The organism is Streptosporangium subroseum (assembly GCF_900188345.1).
GTDB classification, from domain to species: Bacteria; Actinomycetota; Actinomycetes; order Streptosporangiales; family Streptosporangiaceae; genus Streptosporangium; species Streptosporangium subroseum.
In genome coordinates this window covers 206,030-221,181 of record NZ_FZOD01000001.1, presented here as the reverse complement: position 1 = coordinate 221,181, position 15,152 = coordinate 206,030, and the positions used below count along the sequence as shown (strand labels likewise).

At 70.4% G+C, this 15,152-nt stretch carries 12 protein-coding genes; 6 read left to right on the top strand and 6 right to left on the bottom strand.

Features of this window, described 5'->3' with window-relative positions; translation table 11 throughout:
* Window positions 1-266 precede the first annotated feature (266 nt).
* From CHC08_RS01020 to CHC08_RS01010, 3 genes are all read right to left on the bottom strand, one after another.
* The gene (locus CHC08_RS01020) at window positions 267-1,712 is read right to left on the bottom strand and encodes a hypothetical protein (RefSeq protein ID WP_089205203.1); all 1,446 of its coding nucleotides are present in this window, start codon (window positions 1,710-1,712) and stop codon (window positions 267-269) included.
* Window positions 1,713-1,869: 157 nt separating this feature from the next.
* Window positions 1,870-3,381 (bottom strand): S1 family peptidase, encoded by a 1,512-nt coding sequence (locus tag CHC08_RS01015; RefSeq protein WP_089205202.1) that lies wholly within the window; start codon window positions 3,379-3,381, stop codon window positions 1,870-1,872.
* A 105-nt stretch (window positions 3,382-3,486) separates the two neighbouring features.
* Window positions 3,487-4,446 carry a LysR family transcriptional regulator gene (locus CHC08_RS01010; RefSeq protein ID WP_089205201.1) on the bottom strand — a complete coding sequence of 320 codons (960 nt, stop codon included), beginning with the start codon at window positions 4,444-4,446 and terminating at the stop codon, window positions 3,487-3,489.
* 144 nt (window positions 4,447-4,590) lie between these two features.
* Here CHC08_RS01010 and CHC08_RS01005 point away from each other — a divergent pair, with 144 nt between their 5' ends.
* The 4 genes from CHC08_RS01005 (at window position 4,591) to CHC08_RS00990 (ending at window position 8,853) form a co-directional block, all read left to right on the top strand.
* Window positions 4,591-4,812, top strand: coding sequence for a DUF6158 family protein (locus CHC08_RS01005; protein WP_089205200.1), 222 nt, complete (start codon window positions 4,591-4,593; stop codon window positions 4,810-4,812).
* 249 nt (window positions 4,813-5,061) lie between these two features.
* A complete protein-coding gene (locus CHC08_RS01000; RefSeq protein ID WP_089205199.1) occupies window positions 5,062-5,844 on the top strand; it encodes a GntR family transcriptional regulator in 783 nt (260 codons plus the stop codon).
* The gene (locus CHC08_RS00995) at window positions 5,835-6,062 is read left to right on the top strand and encodes a 4Fe-4S dicluster domain-containing protein (protein ID WP_089205198.1); all 228 of its coding nucleotides are present in this window, start codon (window positions 5,835-5,837) and stop codon (window positions 6,060-6,062) included. The genes CHC08_RS01000 and CHC08_RS00995 overlap by 10 nt, the downstream gene beginning before the upstream one ends.
* A 124-nt stretch (window positions 6,063-6,186) precedes the next feature.
* Window positions 6,187-8,853 carry a fumarate reductase/succinate dehydrogenase flavoprotein subunit gene (locus tag CHC08_RS00990; protein WP_089205197.1) on the top strand — a complete coding sequence of 889 codons (2,667 nt, stop codon included), beginning with the start codon at window positions 6,187-6,189 and terminating at the stop codon, window positions 8,851-8,853.
* Window positions 8,854-8,901: 48 nt separating this feature from the next.
* On the opposite strand, the gene CHC08_RS00985 is transcribed toward CHC08_RS00990, so the two are convergent.
* The 3 genes from CHC08_RS00985 to CHC08_RS00975 form a co-directional block, all read right to left on the bottom strand.
* Window positions 8,902-9,519: a P-loop nucleotide/nucleoside kinase family protein gene (locus CHC08_RS00985; protein ID WP_089205196.1), complete on the bottom strand. Its 618-nt coding sequence runs from the start codon at window positions 9,517-9,519 to the stop codon at window positions 8,902-8,904.
* Window positions 9,520-9,593: 74 nt separating this feature from the next.
* Entirely contained in the window at window positions 9,594-10,415 is an 822-nt protein-coding gene (locus CHC08_RS00980; RefSeq protein WP_089205195.1) for a patatin-like phospholipase family protein, read from the bottom strand.
* Window positions 10,416-10,581: 166 nt separating this feature from the next.
* Complete coding sequence (locus tag CHC08_RS00975) at window positions 10,582-10,980, bottom strand: PPOX class F420-dependent oxidoreductase (protein ID WP_089205194.1); 399 nt, start codon at window positions 10,978-10,980, stop codon at window positions 10,582-10,584.
* A 50-nt stretch (window positions 10,981-11,030) separates the two neighbouring features.
* Here CHC08_RS00975 and soxR point away from each other — a divergent pair, with 50 nt between their 5' ends.
* Together soxR and CHC08_RS00965 are read left to right on the top strand one after the other, a co-directional pair.
* Entirely contained in the window at window positions 11,031-11,498 is a 468-nt protein-coding gene (soxR, locus tag CHC08_RS00970; protein ID WP_089205193.1) for a redox-sensitive transcriptional activator SoxR, read from the top strand.
* A gap of 354 nt (window positions 11,499-11,852) precedes the next feature.
* Complete coding sequence (locus CHC08_RS00965; protein WP_089205192.1) at window positions 11,853-14,783, top strand: cellulose binding domain-containing protein; 2,931 nt, start codon at window positions 11,853-11,855, stop codon at window positions 14,781-14,783.
* The last annotated feature ends 369 nt before the right edge of the window (window positions 14,784-15,152 follow it).

Below are 15,152 nucleotides of genomic sequence, written 5' to 3'. Positions count from 1 at the left end.
CGCGGTCGATGTCCAAGGTCGAGTTGTTCGCGGCGATTCGTCGGGAGTCTCGGGCGCCAGAAACGGTGCAGGAAACAACGGATATGCAGGTCGGAGGTCCGCTTTCCACGCCGTGATAGAAGGATCTGCCGAGGCCCTGACCTGCATATCCGTGGGAAATTTCCCCAGGACTACTGAGACCCCGCGCTGTCCCGGATGCATGCCCGCGTCCTGGCTCAGGACCCGGAATCGGCCGGGACCAGGACCCGGAACCGGCGGGCGACCCCTCAGACCGGACCGTCGCCCTCGGGAGGCGTTCCCGGCCGGCGGGGGCGTCTGAAGAAGGCGGCCACCGCGTAGGGGTCGACGGGGTCGGTGAGCAGGTCGAGCATCTCCTCCCGGCGTTCGGGGTCGACCTTGAACGGGTGACCGAACACGTGCGGGCCCGCCCCGTCGTCCAGCAGCCTGGTCAGCATCAGGTCGCCGGGCAGCGCCTGCTGGGAGAGCAGTTCGTCGGTCAGCGTCACCCGCTCCTCGCCCTCGCGTACGGTGATCTCCTCCCCGGCGACGTCGAGGACCTCCCACAGGCGCAGCGGCGTCCGCCGCCAGGACTCCAGCAGCGCCGTCTCGTCGTCGCGCAGCCACTCGCCCCGCGCGTCCAGGAACTCGCCGACCACGTCGTTCTCGAACAGCGCCAGGTCGGCCAGGGCGGGTTCGGCCACCCTGACGCTCAGCCCGATCAGGTCGTCGATCAGGCTTCTGCGGGCCGGTCGGTAGAGGTAGGTGAGCAACTGCCGGAACAGGTGCGCGGACCGCTCGGGCAGCGGGGCGTCGGGGTCGGTACGGCACGCGGCGTACTCGGCCGCGTCCCGCTGGGCCAGGGCAAGATCGGGAGCGGCGAAGAGCGCCTCGGAGATGAGCTCCGCCGCCTCGAACGAGCGGCCCTCGCCCTCGGCCGACCTGGCGATCAGCAGCAGCGCGGCCGGTTCGGTGCGGGGGAGCGCCTCGATCAGCGCCGGGCCGAGGGGCTCGCGCTCCACCTCGTCGGCGATTCTCGCGAGCACGACCTCGGAACGGGACAGATAGGTGATCGCCTTGGACAGGTCGTTGCCCTCGTCGTAGGTGCGCAGCGCACTGCGCACCAGGGTCAGCCTGATGATGTCGAGCGAGGTGAGGTCCGCGACCGACGCGGGGTCCCACGGCGCCCCCACGATGCCCACCCGGCCTCCGTGCAGCTCCAGGGAGGCGTTGCGGAGCAGCGGGGCCAGCGGTGGCAGCGGGTCGGCGAACGTCTCGGGGGCCTTCATCAGCAGCTCCAGGACCACCACGTCGATCGGCACGCCGGGGCTGGGCTCCAGCCCTTCGGCGAAGGCGCGCAGCCCGTCCAGCGCCTGCTCCCCGAACTCCTGGACGACCCGGATCGTCCGTTCGGCGGGGAAGTCGGCCAACTCGGTGATGGACAGCTCGAAGGCGCCGTCGCGCAGGCGCAGCGCGATCATGTCCTCCGGCTCCACCCCGGCCAGCCAGCCCTCGGGCCCGGTCAGGACCGGCGCGCCGGTGTCGATCGAGGTCCGGAGCAGGCCGCCCACGGCCAGCGGCACCCCCGCGCCGTCGGCCAGCCGTGCCCACAGCCGAAGGTCGTCGGCGGCCAGCAGCACCCCGTCCGTCAGCTCGGCCCGGGTGACGAGGTGCGTCAGCACCGCGCCCTCGCTCAACGTCAGAAGCTCGCTCATCCATCCATTGTTCTCGACCCGGGGGCATGACGGCGCCGCCGCCGCTCCCGTGAGAGTTCACGGAAGCGGCGGCGGCGCTTGGCTCACCGTCGGTCCTGGGCGCTTATGGCCTGGTCAGACCCGGGGGCGCTCATGGACCGATCGGCCCTGGAGGTTCCTACGGCCTGGTCAGGCCCAGGCGGAAGGCGCCGGAGCCGCTGTAGGCGTGGACCCGGACGCGGTAGGTGCCCGCGGTGCCGGTGTAGGTGAACGCCTCGTCGGGGCTGGCGGTGGCCCCGCTGGCCACGTTGGTCCAGGTGGAGCCGCTCAGCTTCTGCAGGTAGATGTCGAAGTCGGTGCCGGTCGGACCGTCGAGGCAGACGCGCTGCACGCCGGCGGCGGCGCTGTAGCCGGTGCTGCTCGTCGCGTAGGCGCTCTGGTTGGAGGTCAGGGTGCCGGTGTAGGTGTTCTGGTAGCCGGTGCACCCGCCGGTGGGCGGCGGGGTGGTTCCGCCGGTGGTCAGGGTGAGTCCGTAGGCCTGCAGGATCTCGTTGATCGGCTGGAAGTAGGTCGTGCCGCCGGAGGAGCAGTTGCCCGATCCGCCGGAGGTGACGCCCTGCGCCTGGCTGCCGGAGATGAGGGAGCCGCCGGAGTCGCCGGGCTCGGCGCACACGCTGGTGCGGATGAGGCCGGTGATGGTGCCCTCGGGGTAGGTGACGCTGGCGTTGCGGGCCTGGATGGTGCCGCAGTGCCAGCCGGTGGTCGAGCCCGCCCGGCAGACCGACGAACCCACGGCCGCGTCGGCGGATCCGCCGACCTGGACGATGCCGTTGGTGTAGCCGTTCACGACGCCGGTCGGGGTCCAGTTGGAGTTGACCGCGACCCACGAGTAGTCGTTGCCGGGGAAGGAGGAGGCCTGGAAGGTGCCCTGCGCGACCTGGTTGGAGCCCTTGGTGGTGGCTCCGGCGGTGCCGCAGTGACCGGCGCTGGCGAAGCCGCCCTGGGTGCCGCGGGTGACCGAGAAGCCGACCGAGCAGCGGGAGCCGCTGCCGATGTAGTAGGCGTCGCCGCCGCGGACGTCGTAGAGCGGCCGGGGCTGCTCGGTGGAGGCCTCCACGCGGATCAGGGACCTGTCGGCGCCGCTGGCGCTCACGAACGCCTCGGCGGCGGCGGGGTCGGCCGCCAGCACCACGACGCTGTTGCTCTGGAGGTCGACGTACCAGGAGGGCACCGACTTCGACGTGCCGGCGGCGGCGTCGAGCTGCGCGTTGGCGGCGTCGAGCGCGGCCAGCGAGTGCTTGACGAGCTTGGCCTCGGCACCGGCGCGGAGAATGGAGGTGACCTTCGTCGAGTCGCTGGTGGCGACCACGAAGGTGGAGGTGGGGCCGGTCACCCAGGCCCCGGCGAAGCCGGCGGCGAGCTGCTCGCGGAGGGCGGGTCCGACCTTGGCGGCGGCGGCCTCGTTGATCAGACGGGTCGCGGCCTGCTCGGCGGTGATTCCGAGGTCGCGCGTGAGTCCTTCGATCATGGCGGGTGCGGGCTGGGCGGCGGCCGCGGCCTGGGCCTGCGCCTGGGCGAACGCCGTCGGGGCGGCGGTTTCTCCGCCGGGTCCGGTCTGGGAGATGGCGGGGGTGGCCACCAGTGTGAGGGCGAGCGCGAAGCCCGCCGTCACGGCACTTCTGCGGAGCATGGGTTGATCTCCTCATGTGGGGGGTGGCGCAAACGTAACGGGGTTCACATGAGGCACGGCTCTATCAGATGTCACCTATCGCCACGTTATGGAGAGATCATCACGTCACGGAGAGGTACCGAAGCCCGGATTGTCGGCCAGCCAGCCGGCGTATCGCCTGCTCCGCCGTACCGCGTCGGTGTGGGCGGCCTTCGCGTGCTCGAAGATCGTCGATACGACTCCGGCGGTGGACGTCTCCGGATGCCAGCCGAGCAACTGCCGCCAGCGCAGCGGGGCACCGGTGAGCGGCACCAGCGCCAGGCCCTCAGCCGGCTGGAAGGTCGCCTGGCACAGGGCCACGGCGCGGCCGACCTTGGCCAGGTGCATGCACGTGGCCACATCGGTCTCGTAGATGGTCTTGGGCGTGAAACCCGAGCGGGCGCAGGCCGTGGCGAAGCAGTCGCCGAAGCAGCTGTCACCGGGGGTGACCGTCCACTGCTCGTCGGCCAGCTCGGCCAGCTCGACCTCCTTCCTGCCCGCCAGGGCGTGATCCTCGTTCAGCAGGACGAAGACCGGGTCCGTCCCCACGGTCAGCCACGCCACCGGTCCCTCCACCGGAGGCGAGCTCTCCCCGCAGGCGCCGATGATCGCGAAGTCGACCCGGCCGAGCATGACCATCGTGGTGAGCTCCTTGGCAGACCAGGAGGTGTGGGTGCTCACCGGTGTCGTCGGCCATGCCGTGGCGAGCCGGTCCACCAGTCCGCCCAGGATCGGGCCGTTGGTGGCGCCCAGCCGATATCTGGGGACGTCCACGCTCGCGTTGGCGAACCTGACGGCCTCCTCCTGAAGCTCCCGGGCGGCGGGCAGCAGCACCATCGCCCGGGACAGCACCAGCTCCCCGAGGGGCGTGGCTCGTGCGCCGTTGTGGTCGCGTTCGAAAAGAGCACCGCCGAGCACCCGCTCTATGCGTTTGAGTTGCGCCGTCAGCGCAGGCTGGGCCAGACCCAGGTTGGTGGCCGCCTTGGTGACGCTCCCGGCATCGGCGACCGCGCGGACGATCTTGAGGTGTCGGAGCTCGAGGTCCATACCGGGAACGTAAGGCCACATCGGTATGCCCGCAATGCAAATGTGTCACGAAATCTGACGGATTTTCGTCGAATCGTTCCAACAGGAAGCATCGCCGGGGCGACCGGGAGGTGAAGGTGGGCCGTGACGGGGTAGGCGAGTCCTATGACGATGGGAATTGATCCGAAGGACCTGTCCGAGGACGACCTCTTCCGTGAGCTGCGACAACTGCACGCGACCCGGACGGAGACGCTCATGCACGGTTCCGATGAGGCGCTCGCCAACCACACCACGCGGTCCGAGGAACTGGAGCAGGAATATCTGCGCCGACACCCCGCCCGGGATGTCGATCCCGAGCGGCTGCGGGCGGGCGCCCGGCTGCGCTGACCATCCGTGGCTCCACAACCCCACAACCTCACGATGGAATGTCGAGCCGTCCTCGGCCCTGCGGCCGGCGGCTTGGGGTATCGGGCTGTGCCCGATCCCGTGATCAGGCCTGAAATATTGAGTTCGCAAGGTGGCGGGTCTCCCGTCTGGTGATGCGTTTCGCCAGGTGGGGGACCTTTTTTTGGTGCCCTAGATGGCGCAATCCGAACGTTACCCTTATTTTCCTACCTGGTAGCTAGGGTTGCATGCATGGACAAGGTGACCGCCGTACCGGCGCTCGCGGACGGACGGCGCCCCAGGGCCGATCGGGCCCGGCAGGTGGCGGACCTCCTGCGCGGGGAGATCACGCACGGGCGGTTCGGCGGAGGGCGGCTACCGCTGGAGGCCGCGCTCGCCCGCGAGTTCGGCACCTCGCGCAACACCGTCCGCGACGCGCTTGACCTGCTGCGGGACGAAGGGCTGATCGAACGCTGTCCCGGCGTGGGCACCACGGTCTCGGGCGAGAGGTACCCGCACGGTCTGCACCGGCTGCTCGGGCTCGCCGAGGTCCTCCACGAGCACGGCGAGGTGACCAACGAGGTCCGCGCGATGTCCCTCATCGAACCGCCCCCGGCGGTCAGCGGGCGGCTGGGCCTGGCCGCGGGAGAGTCGGTCGTCTACGTCGAGCGCCTGCGCCGGCTCAACGGGCTGCCGCTCTCGCTCGACCTGACCTACCTCGTCCGCGACGTCGGTGAACCGCTGTTCGACGCCGACCTGGAGCACAACGACATCTTCGTGCTCCTGGAGCGGATCGCCGGGCAGCAACTCGGGCTGGCCGAGCTGAGCCTGGAGGCCGTCAACGCCGACGCGCACACCGCGGCCGTGCTCGGCGCCCCGCGCGGCGCGGCGCTGCTGATGATCGAACGGCTCGCCCACCTGGCCGACGGGCGACCGGTGGATCTGGAGTTCATCCGCTTCCGCGGTGACCGCCTGACCATGCGCGGCCACCTGCGGCGCTCCCTGAACGACTCAATGGAGAAGACATGGCCATGATCACTCAGCGCGTCGAGGTCCCGGTGACCATCGACGAGGCGCTCTGCATCGACGGCTGCACGCTCTGCGTCGACGTCTGCCCGCTCGACTCCCTCGCGATCAGCGACGAGACGGGCAAGGCGTACATGCACGTCGACGAGTGCTGGTACTGCGGGCCGTGCGCCGACCGATGCCCCGTGGACGCCGTCACCATCAACATCCCCTACCTGCTGCGCTGAAAGCCCGCCGCGCTGAAAGGCCGCGCACGTGGGAGGCGACCACGGTCGCCACCCTGCCCGCCGAACCGCGCGATCCCCATGCCGGCCGCGCGGACTCCCGCGAACGGATCCCGAAGGAGCTGCAGTGGAGATCCCCTCGATCGACGACCGCCTCGACCTCGAATGCGAGGTGCTCGTCGTGGGCGGCGGCACCGCCGGAACCATGGCCGCGATCACCGCGGCCGAGCACGGCGCGCGGGTGCTGCTGCTGGAGAAGGCCCACGTACGGCACAGCGGGGCACTGGCCATGGGCATGGACGGCGTCAACAACGCGGTCATCCCCGGCAAGGCCACCCCCGAGGACTACGTCGCCGAGATAACCCGGGCCAACGACGGGATCGTCAACCAGAAGACGATCTACCAGACGGCCACGCGGGGCCACGCCATGGTGAAGCGGCTCGAAGGCTACGGGGTGAAGTTCGAGAAGGACGAGTACGGCGAGTACGCGGTGCGGCGCGTGCACCGCTCGGGCAGCTACGTGCTCCCCATGCCCGAGGGCAAGGACGTCAAGAAGGTGCTCTACCGGGTGCTGCGACGTCGCGACATCCGTTCGCTGGTCCGTATCGAGAACCGCTTCATGCCCGTGCGGATCCTCACCCAGGGGGGCAGGGCGGTGGGGGCCGCCGGGTTCGACACCCGCTCTGGCCGGTTCGTCACGGTCAGGGCGGGCGCGGTCATCCTGGCCACCGGAGCCTGCGGGCGCCTCGGCCTGCCCGCCAGCGGCTACCTCTACGGCACCTACGAGAACCCGACCAACGCCGGTGACGGCTACGCGATGGCCTACCACGCGGGTGCCGAGCTCAGTGGCATCGAGTGCTTCCAGATCAACCCGCTGATCAAGGACTACAACGGTCCCGCCTGCGCCTACGTGGCCAACCCGTTCGGCGGCTACCAGGTCAACAGCAGGGGCGAGCGCTTCGTCGACTCCGACTACTGGTCGGGCCAGATGATGTCCGAGGTGTCGAGGGAGATCGCCTCGGCCCGCGGCCCGATCTACCTCAAGCTCTCGCACCTGCCCGACGAGACCGTCAGCGCCGTCGAGGGCATCCTGCACTCCACCGAGCGCCCCACCCGAGGCACCTTCCACGCCGGGCGCGGCCACGACTACCGCACCCACGACGTGGAGATGCACATCTCCGAGATCGGCCTGTGCGGCGGGCACTCCGCGTCGGGCGTGTGGGTGGACGAGAACGGCGCGACCACCGTCCCCGGCCTCTACGCGGCGGGCGACCTGGCGTGCGTGCCGCACAACTACATGATCGGCGCGTTCGTCTTCGGAGACCTGGCGGGCACCCACGCCGCCGCCCGCCACGCCGTGCCGCAGACGCTCCCCGAGGACCAGATCGCCGCCGCCCACGAGCTGGTCTACCGCCCGCTCCGCAACCCCGACGGCCCTCCGCAACCGCAGGTCGAGTACAAACTGCGCCGCTTCGTCAACGACTACGTCGCCCCGCCCAAGACCGGCGCCAAGCTGGAGATCGCGCTGGAGTCCTTCGAGCGGATGCGCGGCGAGATCGCGGAGATGGGCGCGCGGACCCCGCACGAGCTCATGCGCTGCGCCGAGGTCGACTTCATCCGCGACTGCGCGGAGATGGCCGCCCGCTCCTCCCTCACCCGGACCGAGAGCCGCTGGGGTCTCTACCACGAGAGGGCCGATCTTCCCGAACGGGACGACGCCGACTGGCTGTTCCACCTCAACCTGCGCAAGCGCGCCGACGGCGCCATGGAGTTCCTCAAACGGCCGGTCGAGCCCTACCTCGTGCCCGTGGCCGAGTTCCAGCCCACGGGCACCGAGCCGGTGCTCCTCGGGGCCCGGACCACCGCCGCGGTACGGCGGGCGAGCGTGGGCGGGGCGGAGCGGGGCTCGGTGGGCCGTTCCCCGCGCATCCTGGAGCTGCAGCGGCTCGCCGAGGACCAGCCCGGCGTCGCCCAGCTCGCCCCCTACCTCTCCGACGAGGACCCGAAGATCCGGCGGGCCGCGATCGCCACGCTGACCGAGACCGTGCCCGAGGGGACCGGTGCCGCGCTGATCGCCGCCCTCGCCGACGGCCACGGCACCGTACGGCGGGCCGCGGCGACCGGGCTCCGCGAACTACTGGAGGTGCTGCCCGCCACGCCGGAGCTGGGCGGCGGCCTGACAGAGCGGGTCACGAGCCCCGACCCGGTGGTACGCGCCACCGCGGTGGACGCCCTGCGCGCCCTGCGCCTGGGGGGAAGCGAGATCTTCGCCGGGGCCGTCTCCGACACCGACCGCAGAGTCCGGATCGAGGCCATCCGCGGCCTCGTCTCGCTGAACGAGACCGCCCTGGTGGCCGCGGCCGCAGACGATCCCGCACGTGAGGTCCGTGTCTGGGTCGCCCGCGGCCTCGGCCTCGTCGGCAGGCCCTCCGCCGCCCTGGCCCGGCTCGCGGAGGATCCGGACCCGCTCGTCAGGGCCGCCGCCCTGGAATCTTCCGGAGCGGTCGCGGACCCTCTGGAGGCGCAGGCCGTACGGGCGCTGAAGGACCCCGCCTGGGAGGTCCGCGTCGGCGCGGCCAGATGCCTGGCCGCAGCCACGCCCGAGGTCGCCGTCGGACCGCTCCTGACCGTCCTGTCCGACGACAACCTCGACGTCCGCAAGGCCGCGGTGCTCGCCCTGGCCCCCTGGACGTCCCGGCCCGACGTGACCCGCGCCCTGCGCGCGGCCGGTGACGACCCCGACGCCGACGTCCGCGCCTACGCCCGCAGATCACTGGCCGGCAGCGCGCGCTGAGGCCCTTCATCCCCGCAGGTCACCGGCTGGCAGCCGGCCTGTCCTGAGTCATGATCCGCTTCCGGGTGCCGTGATCATGGCCGTCTGGAGCGCCAGGGAGGGGGCGCCGGGGCGGTTGTCGATCTCGATGTGCGGCACGGCGGGCGGTTCGTCCACCTTGATCGCCCGCAGGTAGTCCTCGAATCGGGCCAGTTTCCCCGCGTCCCTGGCGAGTCCCCTGGCCTCCAGCCGGGAGCGCAGGGTCGGGCCGTCCGAGCGGATCCAGATCAGGTGGACCGGCGGCCCGCCCAGTTCCTCGACCCAGCGTTCCCACCGCTCCGCGTCGTGCACCTGGCCGGTGAACGGCCCCTCGATCATCACCGGGCAGCCGTGGGAGCGGATCTGCCGGGCCGTCGCCGTCATCCCCTCGTACTCATGCCGCTTGACGTGCTCGTCATACCAGGGTCCCTCGCGCTCTCCGGGCTCACGACCGTGGGCCCGGAGGGTGGCCGCCACGAACCCGGCGTAGAGGGTGTCCTTGTCGAGCAGCGCGGGCACCGGATCGAGCAGCGCGAGCAGTGCCGCCGCCACGGTCGACTTCCCCGCGCCCGGCGGCCCGCTCACCACCCACAGCGGGGCCGGCCGGCCGGTGGCCTCGCCTCCGTCCGGCCCCGCCAGACCCGCCACGCCTGGGCCGTCGTCCCGGCTCACGGGAGGTCGGCCCAGGCCGCGTCCTCGTGGCCGTCTCCGCTCACGGGACGTCAGTCCCGCCAGGCCTTCGCCACGATCTCCACGACGGCCGGAGCCTGGGCGAGACCGGCCTCGAAGGCCGGGCGCCACAGTGCGCCGTCCATGACGTTGGAGCCGAACACGGTCATGGACGCCTCGTCGGGGCCCACGTGGGCGACGGTGGCGTCGCCGAGCTCGGCGACCTCGGCCTCGAAGCGCTGCCGCGGCGCCATGCTCGCCAGCGGCTCCAGGATCACCACGGTGGAGCTGCCCGCCGCCAGGTCGATGTTGGTCGCCGAACGGACCCCGCCGTCCATGTAACGGCGCCCGTTGATCTCCACCGGCGGGTACACGCAGGGGACCGCGCAGCTGGAGGCGACGGCCAACACCAGCGATGCCCCGGAGTCACGGTCCCAGACCACGAACTCGCCGGTCCCGGCGTCGACCGCGGTGATCATCAGGCGGCGCTCCGGCCACTCCTTCACGGGCAGCCGGTTGCCGACGGTCTCGATCCTGGCTCCGGTGTCCTCCACGGCCAGAGCCATCGCGCCCACCCGGCGCCTGGCCTCCTGGGGTTCGAGGGAGGGGTCGTAGAGCAGGGCGAAGGCGGCCATCACCGGCTCCATGTCGACCGGGGGAGCCTTCGCGGCCGCGGTCTCCGCCTGGGTGCCGACCGAACTCTCCAGATCGGCGCCGGTGGTCACCAGCGCCCCGACCACCGACCCCGCCGAGGTGCCGATCACCAGATCGGCCTCTCCCAGATCCACGCCCGCGCGGCGCAGGCCGGTGATGATCCCGGCCTCCCAGGCGATTCCCGCTATACCCCCGCCACCAAGCACCAGTGTCCTCGTCATGTGCCTATTCATACCTGATCATTCCTTGGGGCTGAATAGCAGGTGCTCTCGACTGCCTGCCGTTGACTGACGGAACAGGGAACGGCCACCGGCGGGCCGGCGGTCACCCACCATCGGGTGACGACCCGGCAGCCGACCCGGCTGCCGGATCGGTCATGCGCGGTGTTCAGACGTCGCGGCCCTCCATGCCCGCCTGGGCGGGGTCGACGCCCCATGAGATGATCCGCCTGGGGTGGATACGGATGATCTCGCGGCTCATGTACGGCGAGGGCGGGTCGTGGTCCTCGACGGCCTCGGCCGTGCCGCGGATCTCCACGCCCCTGACCCGCCAGGGGTCGACCGAGGCGAGGTCGTCCACCACGAAGGCCACCTGGCCGTTCGCCCGCACGTTGCGGAACTTCTTGGTCGTCCCCATCGCGCGCCCGTAGATGTCGATGGTGCCGGTCTCGGGATTGTGGCGGAAACCGGTCGGACTATTCTGGAGCACCCCGTCGGCGCCGGCCGTGGCCAGGCGGCCCAGGTGCTGCGTGGCGAGGTAGTCGAGTTCTGCCTGCGTGAACGTCATGATTCAAGCATTCAACCTCAACCTTGCTTGAGGTCAAGTTAAAGTAAGGCATGCCCAACAATCCGGAGATCACTGTCGGCCAGCTCTCCGAGCGCAGCGGGGTCGCCGTCTCCGCCCTGCGCTTCTACGAGTCCAAGGGCCTGATTCGCAGCCGTCGTACGGCGGGCAACCAGCGTCGTTTCTCCCGCGACACGCTCCGCAGGATCGCCTTCATCAGGGTCTCCCAGCGCGTGGGGATCCCGCTGAAGGTGATCCAGGACGCGCTCTCCGCGCTTCCCGGCGAGCGCACGCCCACCCGCGAGGACTGGGCGAGGCTCTCGGCGAGGTGGCAGGGCGAGCTGGACGACCGCATCAAGCAGCTCGAACGGCTCCGTCACGGCCTGACCGAGTGCATCGCCTGCGGCTGCCTCTCCCTGGACCGCTGCGCGCTGTCCAACCCCGACGACGTGGCCGCCGCCCGGGGACCCGGCTCGCGCCTGATGGTCGCCCCGCGCGACGGCTGCGCCCCCTCGTGCTAGCGGGCGCCGTTCGGGATCGCCGTGCGGGAGACGGGCCCTGTCGGCGGCCGGGGAGAGCCCGGAGCTCACCGGCGCATTCGCGATCTTGATTCGCTCCGCGCGAGCCGGTTTCGACGGTCGGGCGGACCCTGGATGAGGACGGCCGTTACTCCGTGTTCCAGGCGAAACTTATGGAAGTTTCGCGGGTTTTGCCGCGTGCCTGTTAGTTGTGTCTCCAAACTATTGACGGCCCAGGGTTCGGCGTGTGACTCTCTGGGCGTTCATGCACGCGCATCATGGGCGGCTGACGGTCAGGGTCCCGCCACCTGATCGTGCATGGCGGTTTGTCCGTTGCTTTGCGAAGGGAAGCCGTACATGCGAAGAAGGCTGTTCAGCATGCTCACCGCCGTGGCGGTGGCGTGCGCGACGGTCGGCGCGGCCGTCGCGGGCGGGACCGCGTCAGCGTCCTCGTCCGTGGCCGCCGCCGAGCCGTACCAGTGGAAGAACGTCAGGATCGACGGCGGCGGGTTCGTGCCGGGGATCATCTTCAACCAGACCGAGAAGAACCTGATCTACGCCCGCACCGACATCGGCGGCGCCTACCGCTGGGAGCAGTCGAGTAAGAGCTGGACCCCGCTGCTCGACTGGGTGGGCTTGGACAAGTGGGGTTACAACGGCGTGGTCAGCCTTGCCACCGACCCGGTGGAGACCGGCAGGGTCTACGTCGCCGCCGGGATGTACACCAACAGCTGGGACCCCAACAACGGCGCGATCCTGCGTTCGGCGGACAAGGGGGCGACCTGGCAGGCCACGGCGCTGCCGTTCAAGCTCGGCGGCAACATGCCGGGCCGGGGGATGGGCGAGCGGCTGGCCGTCGACCCCAACAGGAACAGCATCGTGTATCTGGGCGCGCCCGACGGCAACGGCCTGTGGCGCAGCACCGACAAGGGCGTGACCTGGGCGAAGGTGGCGTCCTTCCCCAACCCGGGCAACTACGCCCAGGACCCCGCCGACCCCAACGGATACCTCAGCCACCGCCCCGGCGTGGTCTGGGTGACCTTCGACAAGTCCTCGGCGACCGCGGGCAACACGACGCAGAAGATCTACGTCGGCGTCGCGGACAAGGAGAACACCGTCTACAGCTCCACCAACGGCGGGACCACCTGGACCAGGGTCGCCGGGCAGCCGATCGGCTACATCGCGCACAAGGGTGTGCTGGACAACACCGGCCAGACGCTCTACATCGCCACCAGCGACACCGGCGGGCCGTACGACGGGGCCAAGGGCGACGTGTGGAAGCTCAACACGGCCACCGGCGTGTGGACCCAGATCAGCCCGATCCCCTCAAGCTCGGCCGACGACTACTTCGGCTACAGCGGCCTCACGGTCGACCGGCAGCGCCCCGGCACGCTGATGGTCGCCACCCAGATCTCCTGGTGGCCGGATGTGATCTTCTTCCGCTCCACCGACGGCGGTGCGACCTGGACCAGGGTCTGGGACTTCACGTCGTATCCGAACCGTAGCTTCCGCTACACGATGGACGTCTCCTCCTCGCCGTGGCTGACCCTCGGGGCGAACCCGCAACCACCCGAGGTGGCGCCCAAGCTCGGCTGGATGACCGAGTCGATGGAGATCGACCCGTTCGACTCCAACCGCATGATGTACGGCACGGGCGCCACGCTCTACGGCACCGAGGACCTGCTGAAATGGGACACCGCCGGTGCCCAGTTCACGATCAGGCCGATGGTGAAGGGGCTTGAGGAGACCGCGGTCCTCGACCTGATCAGCCCGCCCTCCGGGGCCCCGCTGGTCAGCGGGCTGGGCGACATCGGCGGCTTCCGCCACACCAACCTCGACGCCGTCCCGCCGATGATGTTCACCTCCCCGTACTTCACCTCGACGACCAGCCTCGACTACGCCGAGACCAACCCGGCCGTCATGGTCCGGTCCGGCAACTTCGCCGACGCCGACCGGCCGAACGACAGCCACGTCGCCTTCTCCACCGACGGCGGCGCCAACTGGTTCCAGGGCGGCGAGCCCGGCGGGATCAACGAGGGCGGCACGGTCGCGGCGGCGGCGGACGGATCCAGGTTCGTCTGGGCGCCCAAGGGCGTGGGCGTGCACTACTCGGTCGGCTTCGGCAACACCTGGACCGCCTCCACCGGCCTCCCGGCCGGGGCCGTGGTGGAGTCCGACCGGGTCAATGCCGGGAAGTTCTACGGCTTCAACGCCGGGACGTTCTACGCCAGCACCAACGGCGGCGTCTCGTTCACGGCCACCGCCGCGACCGGGCTGCCGGCCGTGGGCAACGTCAAGTTCAAGGCCGTGCCCGGCCGCGAGGGCGACATCTGGCTGGCGGGCGGTGAGACGGGCGCGTCGGGCATCTGGCACTCCACTAACGGCGGAGCGTCGTTCACCAAGCTGTCCGGCGTCACGAGCGCGGTCAACATCGGGTTCGGCAAGGCGGCGCCCGGCAGGAGCTACCAGGCCCTGTACGCGCTCGCCACGGTCGGCGGGGTGAGCGGCGTGTTCCGCTCCGACGACACGGGCGCCACCTGGCTCAGGATCAACGACGACCAGCACCAGTACGGCAACGCGGGCGAGGCCATCACCGGCGACCCCCGGGTCTACGGCCGGGTCTACCTCGGCACCAACGGCCGGGGCATCCTCTACGCCGACAACGGCGGGGTCGTCCCGCCGGCGGACACCGTTCCGCCGTCGAGGCCGGGAACCCCGGTCGCCTCGGCGATCACTTCCTCGGGTGCCACGTTGACGTGGACGGCTTCGACGGATGCCGTTGGGGTGAGTGGTTATGACGTGTATCGGGAGGCGGGGGCGACGGATGTGAAGGTCGGTTCGCCGACCGCGGCATCGTTCGGGGTGACGGGGTTGTCTCCGGATACCTCGTATTCGTTCTATGTGATCGCCCGTGACGGTGCGGGCAACAGTTCCACCGCCTCCAGCCCGGTCACCTTCAGGACCATTCCGGGCTCGACGAGCGGTGGATGCACCGCGGCCTACAGGGTGACCAACTCCTGGCCGGGCGGCTTCCAGGGCGAGGTGACGGTGAAGAACGCCGGCACCGCGGCGATCAGCGCCTGGACCGTCAAGTGGTCGTTCCCGAACGGCCAGACGATCACTCAGCTCTGGAGCGGCGTCCACACCCAGACCGGTGCCGACGTCACCGTGAAGAACACGAACTGGAACGGCAACCTGGCGGGCGGCGCCTCCACGACGTTCGGCTTCGGCGCCGGCTGGACCGGGACGAACGGGGTGCCCTCCACGGTCACCTGCACCGTCGGTTGAGCCCGGGTGGTGGCGTGCGCTCGTAGGGACACACCACCACGGGTCGAACCGGAGTGATGGCGTGCTTCCCATCCGGGGAGCACGCCATCACCGCTGTGGTCCAGGTAGAGGGATGCGTCCACCTTGGGAGCACGCCACCCGGGTGGGCCTCAGGCTGACGCATCCAGGCGTCATATCATGATCAGGAATCGCGTTTCCGCAGTTCAGCAGCCAAAAGTTGACCGCTCGTCCTGAGAGCGGCCGCACGCGCGTGATGCATACCCCGGGGTGGGCAGAGGAAGGTCGTTCGGGCCTATTCTGGAACCAAACCAACTGTCCGGGGGAGTTGCGTGACGATCTCAGGTGGAGCGGGAAACCCTCAGGACGGGC